Origin of the sequence: Pedobacter sp. FW305-3-2-15-E-R2A2, assembly GCF_038446955.1 — a bacterium.
In the GTDB taxonomy this organism is placed as follows: domain Bacteria; phylum Bacteroidota; class Bacteroidia; order Sphingobacteriales; family Sphingobacteriaceae; genus Pedobacter.
In genome coordinates, this window is the sequence record NZ_CP151803.1 from 1,367,386 (window position 1) to 1,384,574 (window position 17,189).

16 protein-coding genes and 2 tRNA genes are annotated in these 17,189 nt (G+C 41.3%); 11 read left to right on the plus strand and 7 right to left on the minus strand.

The features are described from left to right. The first annotated feature begins 20 nt into the window (after positions 1–20). From AAFF35_RS05655 to AAFF35_RS05670, 4 genes are all read left to right on the plus strand, one after another. The gene (locus AAFF35_RS05655; RefSeq protein WP_342331432.1) at positions 21–710 is read left to right on the plus strand and encodes an ABC transporter ATP-binding protein; all 690 of its coding nucleotides are present in this window, start codon (positions 21–23) and stop codon (positions 708–710) included. Positions 711–745: 35 nt separating this feature from the next. Beyond that, positions 746–3,124: an FtsX-like permease family protein gene (locus AAFF35_RS05660; protein ID WP_342331433.1), complete on the plus strand. Its 2,379-nt coding sequence runs from the start codon at positions 746–748 to the stop codon at positions 3,122–3,124. 14 nt (positions 3,125–3,138) lie between these two features. Continuing rightward, a complete protein-coding gene (locus AAFF35_RS05665; RefSeq protein WP_342331434.1) occupies positions 3,139–3,936 on the plus strand; it encodes a helical backbone metal receptor in 798 nt (265 codons plus the stop codon). Between the two features lie 167 nt (positions 3,937–4,103). Then, positions 4,104–4,185 (plus strand) — tRNA-Leu (locus AAFF35_RS05670). Between the two features lie 95 nt (positions 4,186–4,280). Here AAFF35_RS05670 and AAFF35_RS05675 read toward each other — a convergent pair. Next, positions 4,281–4,652: a nuclear transport factor 2 family protein gene (locus tag AAFF35_RS05675; RefSeq protein WP_342331435.1), complete on the minus strand. Its 372-nt coding sequence runs from the start codon at positions 4,650–4,652 to the stop codon at positions 4,281–4,283. Positions 4,653–4,868: 216 nt separating this feature from the next. Here AAFF35_RS05675 and AAFF35_RS05680 point away from each other — a divergent pair. The 5 genes from AAFF35_RS05680 to AAFF35_RS05700 all read left to right on the plus strand — a co-directional run bounded on the left by AAFF35_RS05680 (position 4,869) and on the right by AAFF35_RS05700 (position 9,784). Next, positions 4,869–4,950 (plus strand) — tRNA-Leu (locus tag AAFF35_RS05680). Positions 4,951–5,246: 296 nt separating this feature from the next. Further along, positions 5,247–6,593 carry a trigger factor gene (gene tig / locus AAFF35_RS05685; protein WP_342331436.1) on the plus strand — a complete coding sequence of 449 codons (1,347 nt, stop codon included), beginning with the start codon at positions 5,247–5,249 and terminating at the stop codon, positions 6,591–6,593. Positions 6,594–6,823: 230 nt separating this feature from the next. Further along, positions 6,824–7,525 (plus strand): ATP-dependent Clp endopeptidase proteolytic subunit ClpP, encoded by a 702-nt coding sequence (gene clpP / locus AAFF35_RS05690; protein WP_069380235.1) that lies wholly within the window; start codon positions 6,824–6,826, stop codon positions 7,523–7,525. Then, positions 7,518–8,759: an ATP-dependent Clp protease ATP-binding subunit ClpX gene (gene clpX / locus AAFF35_RS05695; RefSeq protein WP_342331437.1), complete on the plus strand. Its 1,242-nt coding sequence runs from the start codon at positions 7,518–7,520 to the stop codon at positions 8,757–8,759. Before clpP ends, clpX begins: the two co-directional genes overlap by 8 nt. Positions 8,760–8,923: 164 nt before the next feature. Beyond that, on the plus strand, positions 8,924–9,784 hold the full coding sequence (locus AAFF35_RS05700) for an AMP nucleosidase (RefSeq protein ID WP_342331438.1): 861 nt from the start codon (positions 8,924–8,926) through the stop codon (positions 9,782–9,784). Here the strand turns inward: AAFF35_RS05700 and AAFF35_RS05705 are convergent. From AAFF35_RS05705 to sppA, 5 genes are all read right to left on the minus strand, one after another. Beyond that, positions 9,781–10,284: a histidine phosphatase family protein gene (locus tag AAFF35_RS05705; protein WP_342331439.1), complete on the minus strand. Its 504-nt coding sequence runs from the start codon at positions 10,282–10,284 to the stop codon at positions 9,781–9,783. The genes AAFF35_RS05700 and AAFF35_RS05705 overlap by 4 nt on opposite strands. Further along, a complete protein-coding gene (locus AAFF35_RS05710; RefSeq protein WP_342331440.1) occupies positions 10,244–11,308 on the minus strand; it encodes a glycosyltransferase family 9 protein in 1,065 nt (354 codons plus the stop codon). Before AAFF35_RS05710 ends, AAFF35_RS05705 begins: the two co-directional genes overlap by 41 nt. A gap of 3 nt (positions 11,309–11,311) precedes the next feature. Then, entirely contained in the window at positions 11,312–11,914 is a 603-nt protein-coding gene (locus AAFF35_RS05715) for a DUF4254 domain-containing protein (RefSeq protein ID WP_342331441.1), read from the minus strand. A 19-nt stretch (positions 11,915–11,933) separates the two neighbouring features. Then, positions 11,934–13,610: a helix-hairpin-helix domain-containing protein gene (locus AAFF35_RS05720; protein ID WP_342331442.1), complete on the minus strand. Its 1,677-nt coding sequence runs from the start codon at positions 13,608–13,610 to the stop codon at positions 11,934–11,936. A 154-nt stretch (positions 13,611–13,764) separates the two neighbouring features. Then, positions 13,765–15,540, minus strand: coding sequence for a signal peptide peptidase SppA (sppA, locus tag AAFF35_RS05725; protein WP_342331443.1), 1,776 nt, complete (start codon positions 15,538–15,540; stop codon positions 13,765–13,767). Positions 15,541–15,597: 57 nt separating this feature from the next. Here sppA and folK point away from each other — a divergent pair, with 57 nt between their 5' ends. Together folK and AAFF35_RS05735 are read left to right on the plus strand one after the other, a co-directional pair. After that, complete coding sequence (gene folK, locus AAFF35_RS05730; protein ID WP_342331444.1) at positions 15,598–16,092, plus strand: 2-amino-4-hydroxy-6-hydroxymethyldihydropteridine diphosphokinase; 495 nt, start codon at positions 15,598–15,600, stop codon at positions 16,090–16,092. Between the two features lie 17 nt (positions 16,093–16,109). Beyond that, complete coding sequence (locus AAFF35_RS05735) at positions 16,110–16,487, plus strand: Hpt domain-containing protein (RefSeq protein ID WP_342331445.1); 378 nt, start codon at positions 16,110–16,112, stop codon at positions 16,485–16,487. Here AAFF35_RS05735 and pssA read toward each other — a convergent pair. Next, positions 16,484–17,188, minus strand: coding sequence for a CDP-diacylglycerol--serine O-phosphatidyltransferase (gene pssA / locus AAFF35_RS05740; protein WP_342331446.1), 705 nt, complete (start codon positions 17,186–17,188; stop codon positions 16,484–16,486). The genes AAFF35_RS05735 and pssA overlap by 4 nt on opposite strands. Between the last annotated feature and the right edge of the window lies 1 nt (position 17,189).

The following is a 17,189-nucleotide window of genomic DNA, read 5'->3' on the forward strand; positions in this document are numbered from 1 at the left end:
AAATACTAAAACATACAAAGATGATAGAACTTAAAAATATAGAGAAGTATTACGCGAATAAAGGAGTTAAAAGTTATGTCCTGCGCCACGTGACCACGAGTATTAAACAGGGTGAATTTGTTTCGATCATGGGTCCATCGGGTGCAGGGAAATCTACCCTGTTGAATATCCTTGGGATGCTGGAAGAGCCTACTTATGGGGCGTATGAGTTTATGGGGGAGGATGTGGTTTCTCTAAATGAGCGGAAACGGATTGAGTTGTACCGGAACCATATTGGTTTTGTATTTCAAGCTTACCACCTGATCGATGAGATGACTGTTGCAGAAAATATTGAAGCGCCTCTACTCTATAAAAAGGTGAGTGGACCGGAACGTAAAAGCAGAATTGCAGATGTCCTGGATCGCTTTAATATGGTTGCTAAAAAAGACCTGTTTCCCAATCAGCTTTCAGGTGGGCAACAGCAGTTGGTAGGAATTGCCAGAGCTTTAGTGGCACAACCTTCCATTATCCTGGCCGATGAGCCAACGGGAAACCTGCAATCTCCACAGGCACTTCAGATTATGGAGTTGTTTAAGAAATTGAATGAGGAAGAGAACATTACCATTATTCAGGTAACGCATTCGGAAGTTAATGCTGCTTATGGAAGCCGGATATTGCATTTGCTGGATGGCGTGATTAAGGAAGACCTTAGCGTTCCGCAGGGCGTGTAGCGGATTTTTGATCATGATCAACCATTAGAATTAAAATGTATATTCTCAATTTAAAGATTGCTTTAAGAAATCTGTTAAGGAATAAGACGGCATCCCTGATCAATATCAGTGGTTTGGCAATTGGATTGGCTGCTTGTCTGATGTTACTGCTGTATGTATCCTACGAATGGAATTACGATAAGGGCTTTAAAAATGCAGACCGTATTCAACAGGTGATGTTTAATTTTTATGGGGCTGATAAAAGCATTACTGCTACCGGAGATCAATCGCCAAATACGATTGCCGGAACGCTGAAGGAAGAGATGCCCGAGGTGGAACACATCAGCAGGATTTTATGGCCGGTGAAACGTTTATTGGCAAATGGAAAGCACTCTTTTAAAGTAGAAGGACGTTATGCGGATCCGGAAATATTAAAGATTTTTGATTTTCAAGCCCTTTATGGAAATCTGGATCATGCCCTTAGTGATGCGAACTCCATCGTGTTAACTGCCAGTACTGCGCAACGCTTATTTGGGCGTACAGATGTGTTGAATAAAGTACTCCGTTTTGAGAATCAGGTTGATCTGAAAGTTACTGCAGTTATCAAAGACCTGCCTCCAAATGTGAGCTATAGTTTTGATTGTCTGAATTCCTGGAAGCTCTTCGAACAGTTGAACGATTGGGTGATTCAGCCAAATTGGCATAATTATTCATTTTATACTTTGCTGATCCTAAAAAAGGGAACTGATATTCCGGCTTTTAATGAGAAGATAAAGAGCATGAGCCGAAAACATGCGGCGAGTACGACCACTGATTCAGAGCCTTTTATTTACCCATTGGCAGACCTGCATCTTTATGGAAAGTTTATCAATGGTAAAGCCGCAGGAGGACAGATTGAGCAGCTGAAGATCTTTACCATATTGGCATTGAGTATTTTGATCATCGCCTGTATCAATTTTATGAACCTTTCTACCGCAAGGTCCCAGAAAAGGGCGAAAGAGGTAGGGATAAAAAAGACCATTGGGGCGTCAAGAAAATCTTTGATTTCCCAATTTCTTATGGAGTCCCTGATCCTGACTTTTGTAAGCGTAGTCATTGCAGTTGTATTGGTGGAGCTTTGTCTGCCCAAATTCAACCATTTGCTGGATATCGAATTGAAAATTGCTTATGCTCATCCTTTAAACTGGCTGGGCGTAATCGCATTGATCTTTTTTACCGGAATTCTGGCCGGAAGTTATCCTGCTTTTTTCCTTTCTTCTTTTAATCCGATCCAAACGTTAAAGAAAACGGTTAAACTAAAAAATAGCTTTTCTTTGAATTTCAGACAAATACTGGTGATCGTTCAGTTTAGCTTAGCGGTGATTCTGATCGTTGCTACTTTAATCATTTATGAGCAATTGCAATACCTGAAAAATAAGCCTTTGGGCTATCAGACGAATGCATTGGTGGAGATGCCTCATGAAGGCAACCTGTATCTGAAGTACGATCTTTTAAAGGAAAGGCTATTGTCTTCCGGCACCGTCACTGCGATGTGTCATTCGTCAGGAAGTATCTCTCAGCAAAATTCTAACAGTACCGGAATGGAATGGCAGGGGATGTCTGAAGCAGATAAGAAGATGTCTGTCAACCAGATTTATACGGGTTATGATTTTGTGAAAACAAATGGGCTTCAGCTTTTGGAGGGCAGGGACTTTAAAAAAGGCCTGGCTTCAGATAGTGTTGCGGTGATGTTAAGTGAGTCCGCAATAAAACGAATGGGGCTGGCCAATCCAGTGGGACAAAATGTGGTGTTTCAGGATGTTAAAAGAACGATAGTCGGTGTTTTTAAAGACATCACCTGGGGACCGCTGACGGCAAAAGAGAAACCGATGATTATTGCCTTTAATCAGGGGAACAGCGATGTGATTACCATGCGGCTAAATACGGAGAAAGACCTTAAAGGAAATCTGGAAATGATTGGCAGGATCACAAAGGAGATCAATCCTGATTTTCCGATAGATATCCGCTTTCTGGATCGTCTGGTTGCAGAAAAGATGAAGAATGAAGCTACCCTGGGTCTGTTGTCTAACCTGTTTGGAGGCCTTGCGATATTTATTTCCTGCCTCGGCTTGTTTGGCTTATCTGCCTTCAGTGCAGAGCAGCGGACCAAAGAAATCGGGGTCCGTAAAGTCCTGGGAGCTTCTGTGTCTGGAATTGTGCAATTGTTGTCCGTCAATTTTGTGAAAACAGTTTTGATCGCCCTTTTTATTGCGATGCCGCTTGCCTACCTGCTCATGAAGAACTGGCTGGATAAATTTGACTACCATATTTCCATAGGCTGGCAGGTATTCCTGATTACGGGGGTGTCAACGGTAATGATTGCGCTGTTGACGGTGAGCTGGCAAGCCTATCGTGCTGCAAAATCAAATCCTGTGGATGCATTAAAGTACGAGTAGCTTATCTTTGTAAAATGCAACGCAGTTTTACAGACCAGCTTAACCGTACGATAAACATCAGTTATCCGCCAAAAAGAATCATCTCCCTGGTTCCTTCTCAAACAGAATTGCTATTTAACCTGGGGCTGGATGCGGAGCTGATCGGAATTACTAAATTTTGTGTTCATCCGGAAGCTAAATTTAAAGAGAAGACCAAAATAGGGGGGACAAAGAAATTAAACCTGGACCTGATCCGAAGCTTAAAACCCGACCTCATCATTGGCAATAAGGAAGAAAACGAGCAACTGCAGATAGAGGCGCTCATGGGAGAGTTTCCGGTTTGGATGAGCGATATTTATGACCTGGAAGATGCGAAGCAAACCATCAGCCAAATTGGGGCATTGGTAGACCGGGAACCCGAAGCAGCATACCTGAATCACCTGATCAATGCCGGGTTTAATGACCTTCAGACCCTGGCACTGCAAAATAATCTGAACAAGAGTGTGGCCTATCTGATCTGGAAAAGCCCATATATGTTTGCCGGAAGAAATACATTTATCAATCATCTGCTGGCGGTAAACGGGCTTAACAATGTGGTCAAAGAAAATAGGTATCCCGAAATGAGCCTGGAAGACCTTCGTCTTCTGAAGCCGGAGCTGGTGTTCCTATCTTCAGAACCTTATCCTTTTAAGGAAAAACACCTGGAAGAAATCAGAGCGGTACTGCCGGAGGCGAAAGTCCTGCTGGTAGATGGAGAAATGTTTTCCTGGTATGGCAGCCGGTTGGTAAAGGCCGTTCAATATTTTTTTCAGTTTCAGAAGGAATTGTATTGAGTTTTGTCTGGCTGGATGTCTGTACCAGAGAAAAGGGAAAAAAAGATTGAAATTTAAAGCGTATAAGATCAATATGTTAGCTTTAGATGCCAGAATTAATTTAAAAAGAGTTTTGAGATATAGAAACAATATCTATCTTTGCAATCCAAAACAATGACATCCTAACTGCGGAAGTGGCGTAATTGGTAGCCGCACCAGACTTAGGATCTGGCGCTTCACGGCGTGGGGGTTCGAGTCCCTTCTTCCGCACAAAACTAAACCCGATCCATCCGATCGGGTTTTTTATTTTAAGCATTTTTTATTCCTGGTTTCTGAACTGGGGCCGGAAATTACGGTTCTTTAGTTTAAAGGCGATTGGCTTTTGTAACCATTGTAGATACGCAGTACCATTGCTGGTCTTCTTTGATGTAGGTACTGCAAGACCATTCGTACAATTCGAAAGCCTGGCCATCGTAAATCCCCGCGCTTGTTCCGCGACTGATGATGATGCCGGTATTTCCATGAATTTTAGCGGTCATCTCATCGGAATCCATTCTGTTGTGTGTGAGTATTCCTGTTCTTACTGATTCCAGAAAGCTGGATTTGCCAGTGATGCCATCGGAGCCGACAATGATCCAGTCGGGGGACATAAATTTAGAGATTTCATCCGCATTGTTGTTTTCCAGGGCGCTATTCCACTGTTTTTCAAATTGAATCAGTTCTTCTTCTGTTTTCATTTCAGTTTTATTTAAAATCAGAGATCGAGGGTAAATTTTTATAGAAACAATTGAAAGTGGGTAAAGATCTGATTGCTACAGATGAGCGCTGTCAGGAAATCCCTTTTGTTATCCAAATGGGCTTGATTTTTAATAAAATTACATAATATTTTGATTTTATTGGGATTTCTAAAAAACTATTCTATCTTTGCAATCCAAAATAAATAAATCCTAACTGCGGAAGTGGCGTAATTGGTAGCCGCACCAGACTTAGGATCTGGCGCTTCACGGCGTGGGGGTTCGAGTCCCTTCTTCCGCACAACAATTGAAAAACAGTCTCAAAAGGGCTGTTTTTCTTTTATACCGCAAAATTTCGCTGGTCCTTAACAGACAGAAATCAGCTTCTTTTTTTTAGTGTAGGTCCATGAGATTCAGACAATCTGCAGACATAATTTTTTAAATTATACACTTTGAAATCAACAAAAAAGAATATATTTGCGCCCTCGAAAGGGAAATTTGAGCGATGGATTGGAAGTCAATTCTTCCGCAATAAATTTCCTCCGCATCCCGGAGGATTTTTTGTATAAAGACACTAATAATTATTGATTCAGAAAGATGAACATTACACAGGAAAAAATTAACGACTTAAATGCAGTTGTAAAGATTAAGATTTCACCTGAAGATTATACTGAAAAGGTTGATAAATCTATAAGAGAGCAAGCTAAAAAAGCAAACCTTCCTGGTTTTCGTAAAGGAATGGTTCCTGCAGCACACATCAAAAAAATGTATGGCAGAAGCATTTTGGTGGAAGAAATCAATACCCTGTTGAGCGAAACATTAAGCAAACACCTTACTGATAATAAAGTAGAGATCCTTGGTCAGCCTTTACCGGTGATGGATGATACTAAAGAATTCAAATGGGACAATACAGATGAGTTCGAGTTTGATTACGAATTGGGTCTTGCCCCAGAGGTAGATGTGAAAATCACATCCAAAGATAAATTCACTCAATTCAACGTTAAAGCAGACGAAGAAACTTTAGCTTCCCGTATCAAAAACATCAGAAGAAGCTATGGCAAAATGACAAACCCTGAAGTTTCGGCAGAAGATGACGTCCTTTATGCCGAATTAGCACAACTTTCTGCTGATGGTTCAATTTTTGAAGGTGGCATCAACAGTACAGGTTCTATTCGTTTAGATCAGGTAGCTGATAAAAAGATCTTAAAATCTTTAGTAGGTTTAAAAAAGGATGATGTAGTTGAACTTGATGTTCAAAAAGCTTTTGATAAGAATGAGGTGATCATCGCCAAATTGTTAAACATTGCTGAAGAAGATGCAAAAGAATTACAATCTAAATTCCAGGTAACGGTTAAAAATGTAAACCGCTTAGAGGAATCTGATTTAAACCAGGAGTTCTTTGATAAATTATTTGGTGAAGGTGTAGTGACTGACGAAGCTGGTTTTACCGCTAAAATCACTGAGGAAGTAGAAAGCATGTTCAAACAAGATGCAGACCGCAAATTGCAGAACGACATGTACACTAAACTAATTGAAAGTGTGAAAATGGAATTGCCTGATGAGTTTTTACGTAAGTGGTTAAAAGCTACAAACGAAAAACTAACTGAGGCTGAGCTTGCAGAAGGATATGAAGATTTCGCTAAAAACCTTAAATGGACTTTAATCGAGAACAAACTGATTAAAGACAATAGCATCGAAATTAAATATGAGGATGTATTCGCAACTGCTAAACAACGTTTAGATGCACAGTTCAGAATGTATAGCCCAAGCCCAATGCCGGAAGATCAGTTGGCGCAATACACGGCTACTTTCCTTAAAGAGAAAGACAATGCAAACCGCATTTTTGATGAAGTGAAAGCAATTAAGGTTTTTGAATATATTCAATCAGTTGCCACTTTAGACCAAAAAGAAATCGCTTATAATAAATTTATAGAATTGAAGTAATTCAGGGAAACCCAATACTTTTAGTTTATAATTACAGATAAGGCGGCTTTATTAAGGCCGCCTTGTTTATATAAAGAGATTCGAGAATTTTACAATACCACAATAAATAACCAATTTAGTTTAATTAATTTGGTGAAATTGACAAAGAAAAATAGATATACTGATGAAACCTGCGGAGCAAAAACTGCGAAGCAAGCTTCATCACAATTAAAAGAAAAATAGATATACTGATGAAAATAGACAAAGACGAATTTAGAAAATACGCAGTTAAACACCATCGTATTAATGGTTTAAACGTGGATCGTTTTATTGGTGCAACCAATAATTCTCCAAAAAGTATGACTCCTTACATCATTGAAGAGCGTCAGCTTAACGTGGCACAAATGGATGTGTTCTCCCGTTTAATGATGGATCGTATCATCTTTTTAGGTGATGCCATTTATGATGGTAATGCGAACATTATACAGGCTCAGTTGTTGTTTTTACAATCTACAGATAACAACAGAGACATTCAGATCTATATCAACTCACCAGGTGGTTCTGTATATGCAGGATTGGGTATCTATGATACCATGCAATACATCACACCAGATGTGGCCACCATCTGTACCGGTATGGCAGCTTCTATGGGAGCCGTACTATTGGTAGCAGGAGCGAAAGGAAAACGTGCTGCATTGCCACACTCGCGTGTGATGATTCACCAACCTTCAGGTGGTGCACAGGGAGTTGCTTCAGATATGGAGATCAACTTAAGAGAGATGCTGAAATTAAAGAAAGAATTGTATGACATCATTTCAAACCACTCCGGACAATCGTACGAATGGGTAGAGAAAGCTTCAGACCGTGATTACTGGATGAAAGCTGACGAGGCGAAAAGCTTTGGAATGATTGATGAAGTGCTGGGAGCGAATAACAAAGAAAATAATGGCTAAACAAAATAAAGAATCTCGTTGCTCTTTTTGTGGCTCAGGTAAGCAGGATACATTAATGCTTATTGAAGGTCTGGACGCGTACATTTGCGATAAATGTGTGACTCAGGCCAATCAACTCCTGGTACAGGAGCTTGGGAGTAAGAAAGCGAAATCTTTAGACTCTTCAGTTACCTTATTGAAGCCTATGGAAATCAAGGCACATATTGACCAGTACGTAATTGGTCAGGATGATGCTAAGAAAGTCCTTTCTGTAGCGGTTTATAACCACTATAAGAGATTAGGTCAAAAGGTAAACCAGGAGGATGAGGTAGAGATTGAAAAATCGAACATCATGCTGGTAGGGGAAACCGGAACCGGAAAAACCTTATTGGCGAAAACGATCGCTAAGATCCTGCATGTTCCTTTCTGCATTTGCGATGCGACGGTCCTGACTGAAGCTGGTTATGTAGGAGAAGATGTGGAAAGCATCCTGACCCGTTTGCTTCAGGCTGCGGATTATGATGTGGCTTCGGCAGAACGCGGAATCGTTTACATCGATGAGGTGGATAAAGTAGCGCGTAAAAGCGACAACCCTTCCATCACCAGAGATGTGTCGGGAGAAGGCGTGCAACAGGCTTTATTGAAGATCTTAGAGGGAACGATAGTGAATGTTCCACCTCAGGGCGGACGTAAACACCCTGATCAGAAAATGATCCCGGTAAACACGAATAATATCCTCTTCATCTGCGGTGGCGCATTTGATGGTATTGAACGTAAGATTGCGAACAGGTTACGTACGCAAGCCGTTGGTTATAAAGTGAAAAAAGATGATGCAGAGCTTGATCTTAAAAACCTTTACAAATACATTACGCCTCAGGATTTAAAATCTTTTGGTTTGATTCCTGAGCTGATTGGTCGTGTACCGGTGTTAACACACCTTAACCCATTGGATAAACAGGCATTACGTAATATCCTGACAGAACCTAAGAATTCTTTATTCCGTCAGTATGTGAAACTGTTTGAATTTGAAGGGGTGAAATTGGTTTTTGAAGATGAGGTGTTAGATTTTATTGTCGACAAAGCAATGGAATATAAACTGGGAGCAAGGGGCTTACGCTCTATCTGCGAAGCAATTATGCTGGATGCCATGTTTGACATCCCTTCCGATCCGAGTATAAAGGAGCTGAGCATTACGCTCGACTACGCGGTAGAGAAATTCGAAAAGGCCGACTTTAAAAAGTTAAAAGCAGCTTAGAAAATTTAATCCCCGTTTTACGGGGATTTTTTTTAACTTGATATATCAGGATTTGATCCTGCTAAGCCTCCCGATACCCCCAGGTTATTACCCTTCGATCATCGATAGAGCCGGAAGCTGTATAAAACAGCAAGAAATATGAATAATAGTAAAGGAGAAAATATATGAATGAAGAATTAGAAGTAAACAAAGACGGAAATGAGAAAAAAGGAAAGAAAGCTAAAGAAGTAGAATCTCCGGTAAAATCAGGTTTGAAATCTAAAGGTGACATCGTTAAGAACTGGTTGCCAAGATATACAGGCAGACCACTCGAAGAATTCGGACAATATATCCTGTTGACAAATTTCAGTAAATATGTTCAGATGTTCTCAGAATGGCACGACGATGCGCCTATTCTAGGTCTGGATAAACCGATGCAAAGTGTAACTGCTAACGGAATTACCATTATCAACTTTGGCATGGGAAGCCCAATGGCAGCGACGATGATGGACCTGCTTACTGCAATCAGTCCGAAAGCAGTATTGTTTCTTGGAAAATGTGGTGGATTGAAGAAGAAAAACCAACTTGGTGATCTGATTCTTCCTATTGCAGCCATCAGGGGAGAAGGTACCTCCAATGATTACTTTCCTGCTGAAGTGCCAGCATTACCGGCCTTCGCTTTACAAAAAGCAATCTCTACCACCATCCGTGACCATTCCAGAGATTACTGGACAGGAACTTGTTATACCACGAACCGCAGGGTTTGGGAGCACGATAAGAACTTTAAAAAATACCTGAAAAGCTTGCGTGCGATGGCAGTAGATATGGAAACTGCGACGATCTTTACTACAGGATTTGCGAATAAGATTCCAACAGGTGCATTATTACTGGTTTCTGATCAGCCGATGATTCCTGAAGGCGTAAAAACCGCAGAAAGTGACAGCAATGTAACCAGCACTTATGTGGAAACACACTTGAAAATAGGAATAGATTCCCTAAAACAGTTGATTAATAATGGATTAACAGTGAAACACTTGCACTTTTAATCTTCATCTGCACTTTTAGGATAATCAAATTCTAATAAATTTCCGGTATGGTGGCTTAGTTGTTCCCATTTCTCAAATGGAAACTCCATAAGCACTGTACCACATGTAGGGATGTTATAGATATTCGCATTACTCAGGTAATTGGCGAAATCTGTAAGTCCTGGATTGTGACCAAACAAAGCAACCCTTTCGTATTTATCACTCAGCTTATTGACGACCTTTAACAGGGCTGTTACATTGGCTTCGTAGATAGAAGTTTCTTCCTGGATCTGGCTCAAAGGCTTGTTCCATACCTCTGCAAAGTTTTTAGCGGTAGTAAGGGCACGTAAAGCCGGACTGCTGACCACCAGCTGTGGGACCAAATCTTTATGAAGAATCCGGGTTGCCATTTCCGGAGCGTTTCTTAAGCCCCTGGAATTTAATGGCCTGTCGAAATCAGAAAGGTGGCTATTGCCCCATTCAGATTTTCCGTGCCGTACTAAGAGAAGTTGCTTCGCCATTATTGAGTTTATTTATTACACTATTAACAACAGTTGATTCGGCTAAATTGTTCATACAGGCAAAATCTCCTCTATAACAAGGCACATTTCCATAGACTGAACATGGTCTGCAGTAAAGATCAATCTGAACCGCATTGGCCATAGATTGTCCATAGCCTAAAAATCCGGCATAAGGATGGGTAGCACCCCATACAGAAACTACAGGGATGTTTTTTAAAGAAGCGAGGTGCATTCCTGAAGAATCCATGCTCAGCATGACATCCAGGTTGGAAATAAACTGCAATTCTTCCTCCAGTTTAATCTTCCTGACCAGGGAACGTACGTTCTTGTGCTTTGTGGCCCAGCTGTCGGCGATTTCTTCCTCTTCCGGGGTTCCGCCAAGAATGAACAGCTGATGTCCTAAGTCGGCCAGCGCATAGACCACTGATTCCATTTTATGCAGGGGGTAGACTTTTTGTAAGTGTTGGGCAAAAGGACTTACACCAATCCATTTTTCTGTTTTAGGGGGAAATATTTCCCGATTCAGCGGGGCTGGCGAAACCTGTTTTAAGGTATTGGAAAGAAGAAAAGGATAGCCTAGTTTTTGAAATACCTCCGCATACCTTTCTACGGTTTGCTGAAGAGGGGCAAAAACCTTATCCTTTTTCCGGGTCAGCAGGGACTTTTCTTTTCTGCCCTTGTTGATCGTTACCCGCTTTACGCCCTGGAAGAAGAACAGTAAACTCAATATCCGGCTTCTCAGATTTTGATGAAGATCGGCCACTGCCGTAACTTTGTGTTTCCTTAGCTCCAGAAAAAGCCTGACGATGCCGAAAAAGCCTTTATGTCTTTTTGAAGGATCAAAAGGAAGGAAGGTCAGGTTCTCTACACCATGGAAGAAAGGCCGGAAAAATTCCCGGCTAATGAAAAGGAGTTGGGTATCAGGGTAATGTTGGTTGAACTCTTTTAAAATGGGGGCCGTCATGGCTACATCCCCCATTGCGGAGAAACGGATTACTAATATTTTAGTAGTTTCTTTAGGCATTAATTATTTTGGGTTATAAAGCACCGGATTAAGACTCGGGTCATTATACATTTTCATTTGTTTGTAAACCTTCATGTATTTTGCGCCACTCTTAATGTCAGCCATTAAGTCATCTAAGCTAGCAGAAAGATCGGTCTGTTGGTTTAACAGAATGTTAAGTTTAACCGTACAATTCTGTTTATGTTCTTCAGAAGCATCGCTGCGCTGACTCTCTTCGCCCATATGGTATACCTTTAAGGCCAGAATGGACAATCTGTCGATTACCCATGCCGGGCTTTCAGAATTGATCTTTGCCGTAGCTGATGGGACGATATCTTTAAACTCTTCCAGAAAGTAACTGTCAATATATTCCACCACATCCGTGCGTTCCTGATTGGAAGCATCGATGCGGCGTTTCCAGTGCAAGCCTTCTACCGGGTTTATTTCAGGATTACGAACCACATCTTCCATATGCCATTGTACGGTATCAATCCAGCATTTCAAATAAAGCAGGTGTTCAATGGTGCTTATTTTATAGGTATTGTGGATCGGTTGGTCAATGTTGTTGTGGAGGTGATAATCATTAATCGCATCCTGAAATATTTTATTGCAAAGCTTACTAATCATGAATCAAAGGTAAGGATAACTATTTTTTATTGCTGAAGTATTCTGAGATATCTTGAAGGGACATGGCATTGAGACATTGTGCCGCGGTTAAGCCTCCTTTTCTTCCGATGAGGGTACCGTAATGCATGTCGTAAAATCCTTCCATGCGGTGTGCATCCGGATTGATGGAAAGCAACACGCCTTTTTCTAAGGCATAACGGTGCCAGCGCCAGTCCAGGTCTAACCGTAAAGGGTTTGCATTGATCTCTATCACCACCTTGTTTGCCGCACAGGCATCTATTACTTTTGCAAAATCAATCGGATATCCTTTTCTGCTCAGTAACAATCTTCCGGTAGGGTGGCCCAGAATAGTCGTATAAGGGTTCTCAATCGCTTTAATTAGTCGCGCTGTAGCCTTTTCCTCATCCATGCGTAAATTGCTGTGTACAGAGGCTACGACAAAGTCAAAGGTTTTCAGGATGTCATCACTATAGTCCAGAGAACCATCGTTTAAGATGTCACTTTCAATTCCTTTGAAAATTTTGAAGGGCGCAAGCTTTGCATTTAAAGCATCAATTTCCTGGTGTTGGGCGTATAAACGCTGTTCATTCAATCCATTGGCATAAAATGCCGATTTAGAGTGGTCACAGATTCCAAAGTATTCCATTTTCAGGTTGTCTTTGCAATAAGTGGCCATTTGTTCCAAAGTATGCACTCCGTCGCTCCAGGTAGAGTGGTTGTGCAAACTGCCTTTCAGGTCTTCATAAGTGATCAGCTCAGGAAGTTTGTTCTCCTTTGCCAGTTCAACCTCATTGAGTCCTTCGCGTAGCTCAGGAGCCACGAAAGCGAGGCCTGCAGCGTTATAAATTGCCTGTTCATCTTCAAAAGGTCCGTTTCCTGCCAGGGCAAGAACTTCACTTACATGTTGTTCATTCCCAGTCAGCTTAAACCAGTTCAGGTAAAAATCTTCTTTTTGAACAAGGTGTAATTGTACTTTTAGTCCGGAGATATTGGTTGCAGCATAAGTACCATCCGCCTGTTCTTCGAAAGCAATCGTTTCAAATGAGGCGATTTTTTCCTGAATTTCGGCAATATGATCTGCACCAATCAGGAAGGGTACGCCCTCTATGATTTCCATACAACGGCGGTATTCACCAGCGATTCCCAACAGGGGCTCTCCGCTAATGGCATTTAGCCAAACGGCCAAATCGGAATATAGGGTGTTTACTGAACGCTCCGCATGGGCATACAGGAATTTTCCCTGTCCGGCCATTCTGAATTCAATAATCTTTTTAATCTCTTCCTGGGTTTTCAGACCAAAACCTTTGGCTTCAATAAGACGATTTTCATTACAGGCATAATAGAGTTCCCCGATACTTTCAATGCCAAGATCCTTCCAGATGACCCCTATTTTTTTAGGACCAATGCCTTTGATGCCCAGCATTTCTACAATACCTTCCGGTGTTTCCGCAAGGATATCTTTTAAATCGGTCATTGTTCCTGTTTCCAGCAACTCCCAGACTTTGGAAGAGATGCTCTTTCCAAGTCCGTCGATCTGTGCGATTTCTTCCAGGCTTTTACCCAGAACAGCATAGGGCAGTTTATCTACTTTGAAAGCAGCATTGGCTACTGATTTGATCTTAAAAGGGTTCTCATTGTGCAATTCCATCAATTGAGAAAGCAGGCGCAAGTTGCGTGCAATGGTCTTATTTTCCATGGGAGGGCTAAATTAAATAAAAAGCCCCGATTTTCCGATTATTTACAAGGCACTTGTCCTTTCTGTTTTTTCTCAGAAATGCAAAAAGGTGTCTGAAGAATGAGTCTCCGCTATTGGAGCGCCATTCTTCAGACACCTTTTTGAAAGTTTTAACTTACTGTACAGTAATGTCAAAAGGCATTCTTGCCTGTATTCCTGATTTGGAAATCGCAGATTTTATTTGCTGATAAATCAGGTAATTGGCACCCAGTTCCTGTTTTGCGTAATGGGTTTTTATTTTGTCTGTAGAGTTTTCAAGCAGGGACCTGATCGGATCCAGCATTTCCGGATACTCTACGATTCTGTATTCTTTGACCTTTGCTTTTTTAGCTGCTGCTGTGATGGCATCCTGGAAACTACCGGTTCTGTCTGCCAGTCCGATTTTAACCGCATCCGTTCCAACCCATACCCGTCCGCCTGCAATGCTGTCGATATAGGTTTTACTTTTCTTACGGCCATCAGCTACGCGACTGATAAAGGCATCGTATGTACGGTTTACTCCATTCTGAACGATCAGTCTTTCTCCGGGAGTCATCGGACGGTTGACGCTCATGATGTCTGCATACTGTCCGGTTTTCACCCCATCAAAAGTAATTCCAAGTTCTTTATTCATCAGCTTCTGGAAGTTAGGAATCATACCAAAAACGCCGATTGAACCTGTAATTGTATTCGGTTGAACAAAGATGGAGTCGGCACCACAGGCAATGTAATATCCTCCTGAAGCAGCCACGTTACCAAATGAAGCAATCACTGGTTTTACTTTTTTCGTTAGCACCACTTCTCTCCAGATCACGTCTGATGCCAATGCGCTGCCGCCTGGTGAGTTGACCCTTAAAACAATGGCTTTAATGTTCGTATCTGTTCTGGCTTTTCTGATTGCTCTGGAAATTCTTTCCGAGCCAATCTGATCGTTATTGCCTTCTCCGCCCATAATGTCACCGTTGGCATAGATAACCGCAATCTTCGTTTTATTGGTGTTTCCTTTAGCGGACATGACTACATTTTTTGCGTAATCATTAATGGATACGGTAGAAAGGTTGCTTTTTTTATCTGTTCCACTCAGTGATTTTAGTTCATCAAGAATTTCGTCTTTATACCTTAAGCCGTCCACCATTTTATATTTTTCTGCATCCTTTGGTTGCTGAATTTTATATTGATCTGCAATCTTGAAAAGACTGTCTTTGTTGATGTTTCTGCTTTTGGAAATGTCGCCAAGGAAGGTGGTATATAAACCATTCAGGTAGGCAGTTACCTGTTCCCGGTTCCTATCACTCATTTTATCAGCAATAAAAGGCTCAACGGCACTTTTATAAGTACCTACTCTGATGATTTGTGCTTCTATTCCTAATTTATCAAGGGCACCTTTAAAGAAAACCAGTTGAGAGCTCAATCCTTTAAATTCCAGGGCTCCTTCAGGATTTAAATAGACCTTATCAGCCGCTGAAGCCAGATAATAGGCTCCCTGGGTATACACTTCGCTATACGCAATGATTTTCTTTTTGCTGGTTTTAAAGTCGAGCAGGGCTTCTCTGATTTCCTTCATATTGGCAAATCCGGCATTCGGAGCGGTCACATTCAGGTAAATACATTTTATGTTATCGTCTGTTTTAGCTTCTTTCAAGGCTTTGATGATATCGGTAAAACCGATGCTTTTTTGTCCTTCATCTCCAACAATCGGAAGATCGGATAGGGGATCATTGAAGGTACGTTCCGTTACGGACTGATCCAGATTCAGATATAGTACGGTATTGCTGTCTACGACCACGCTTTTATCTTCACCTATGGAAGAAACGATACCCACAACAAGAACAATAAAGAGAACGATAAGCAAGCCTATAGACAATACTACGCCTACGACAGTTGCAAAAACATACTTAAAAAATTCTTTCATTTGACGGTTAAATATTTAATTTGTAAATATAGGTAAAAAAATACCTGAGGCTTTTATATGCAGTTGGATAGTAAAAATGTTTATTTGTTACTGGGAAGTAATTTAGGGGATCGGGAAATACTGCTAACGGCAGCAGTTGAACAAATTGGAAGTAGGGTAGGTGAGGTGTTTTCCAGGTCTTCAGTTTATGAAACCGCCGCCTGGGGGAAGGCTGATCAGCCTTCGTTCCTGAATATGGCGGTAGGTGTAAATACGACTTTATCCGCCTTGGAAGTGCTACAGGAAGTGTTGAGAATTGAAGAGGAGCTAGGAAGGATCCGAAAAGAGAAATGGGGTTCCCGCCTGATCGATATTGATGTCATCCTTTTTGCTGACGAGATTGTAGATTTTGGTGTGCAGCTTCAAGTCCCTCATCCTCAGATGCAATACAGAAGATTTGTTCTTGAACCTTTAACGGAGATTGCAGGACAAGTAATTCATCCCGTTTTGAAGAAGAGTGTATCAGAAATATTAGGTATATTAGATGATAATTTAACTGTAACAAAAATTTAATTTATTAGTTTTGTTTAATGATCGACCCAATTAAAAATAACGAGCCTCTGGATCTTTCGTACCTGAGGGATATGTCTGGAGATAGTGCCGAGTTTATTATAGAAATGTTGGACCTATTTAAGGCACAGACTCCGGCCTATGTGGCGGATTTAGGAAAGGCCATTGCAGATAAAGATTGGGCACGGGCGTCGAGCTGTGCACATAAAATAAAACCTACGTTTGCTTATGTAGGTCGTAATGATGCTAAAGATCACATGCAAATGATGGAGCGGAATGCAAGAGAACTGAACAACGTGGAAGATTTACCAAAGGCGTTTAGCGAGGTCTGTGATTTCGTAGAAATTCTGTATAAACAATTGGATCAGTCCAAGGCAGAACTGGAAAAACGGCTTTAAATTTTAGCCGTTTTTTGTTCTATGATGGATAACAGGATATAAAGCACCAGAATCAGCGGAATACCCGCAAATTTAAAGATCAGCAGTAATACAACTGCTGACAGGATTAGAATATACCTGAATTTGTTCTCTGCAAAACCAAAGCTTTTAAACTTTAGTGCAATTAATGGAAGCTCGCTGATCAGCAGGTAACATACCAGGGGAATAAATGCCAGGTATAATACTACTGTAAGCGTCGAGCTGTCGAAATAAAAAGTGTCACTTTCGTAAATAAATGGTACCGAAGCAATTACTGCGGAAATTGCGGGTGTTGGAACACCTATGAATTTGTCAGTTTGCCGAGTGTCCAGGTTGAATTTTGCCAGGCGGTAAGCCGAAAATACGGCTACAAAAAATGCCAGGTAGGAAAGTATAGGGAACTCTGTATAGCCGAAAAAGGATTTCGGAGCCATATGAAAGAGGATGACCGAAGGCAATACACCAAAGCTCACCATATCTGCCAGGGAATCCAGTTCTTTGCCCATAGGCCCGCTGACATTCAGCAGACGGGCAGCAAAACCATCAAAAAAGTCGATGATCAGTGAAATAAGGATGCACAAAGCGGCAGACCTTAAATCCTGGTTAAAAGCGAAAACAATGCCAATACATCCGGTGAAAAGGTTCGCGGAAGTAATGGCATTGGGGATCTGTTTAATTATCATT

Bases quoted from the DNA above. Each gene is read 5' to 3' on its own strand.
- AAFF35_RS05705 (WP_342331439.1), bottom strand. From the start codon at position 10,284: ATGGCGAAGCAACTTCTCTTAGTACGGCACGGAAAATCTGAATGGGGC.
- pssA (WP_342331446.1), bottom strand. From the start codon at position 17,188: ATGATAATTAAACAGATCCCCAATGCCATTACTTCCGCGAACCTTTTC.
- AAFF35_RS05675 (WP_342331435.1), bottom strand. From the start codon at position 4,652: ATGAAAACAGAAGAAGAACTGATTCAATTTGAAAAACAGTGGAATAGC.
- AAFF35_RS05715 (WP_342331441.1), bottom strand. From the start codon at position 11,914: ATGATTAGTAAGCTTTGCAATAAAATATTTCAGGATGCGATTAATGAT.
- clpX (WP_342331437.1), top strand. From the start codon at position 7,518: ATGGCTAAACAAAATAAAGAATCTCGTTGCTCTTTTTGTGGCTCAGGT.
- AAFF35_RS05665 (WP_342331434.1), top strand. From the start codon at position 3,139: ATGCAACGCAGTTTTACAGACCAGCTTAACCGTACGATAAACATCAGT.
- AAFF35_RS05710 (WP_342331440.1), bottom strand. From the start codon at position 11,308: ATGCCTAAAGAAACTACTAAAATATTAGTAATCCGTTTCTCCGCAATG.
- clpP (WP_069380235.1), top strand. From the start codon at position 6,824: ATGAAAATAGACAAAGACGAATTTAGAAAATACGCAGTTAAACACCAT.
- AAFF35_RS05700 (WP_342331438.1), top strand. From the start codon at position 8,924: ATGAATGAAGAATTAGAAGTAAACAAAGACGGAAATGAGAAAAAAGGA.
- tig (WP_342331436.1), top strand. From the start codon at position 5,247: ATGAACATTACACAGGAAAAAATTAACGACTTAAATGCAGTTGTAAAG.
- AAFF35_RS05660 (WP_342331433.1), top strand. From the start codon at position 746: ATGTATATTCTCAATTTAAAGATTGCTTTAAGAAATCTGTTAAGGAAT.
- sppA (WP_342331443.1), bottom strand. From the start codon at position 15,540: ATGAAAGAATTTTTTAAGTATGTTTTTGCAACTGTCGTAGGCGTAGTA.
- AAFF35_RS05735 (WP_342331445.1), top strand. From the start codon at position 16,110: ATGATCGACCCAATTAAAAATAACGAGCCTCTGGATCTTTCGTACCTG.
- AAFF35_RS05655 (WP_342331432.1), top strand. From the start codon at position 21: ATGATAGAACTTAAAAATATAGAGAAGTATTACGCGAATAAAGGAGTT.
- AAFF35_RS05720 (WP_342331442.1), bottom strand. From the start codon at position 13,610: ATGGAAAATAAGACCATTGCACGCAACTTGCGCCTGCTTTCTCAATTG.
- folK (WP_342331444.1), top strand. From the start codon at position 15,598: ATGCAGTTGGATAGTAAAAATGTTTATTTGTTACTGGGAAGTAATTTA.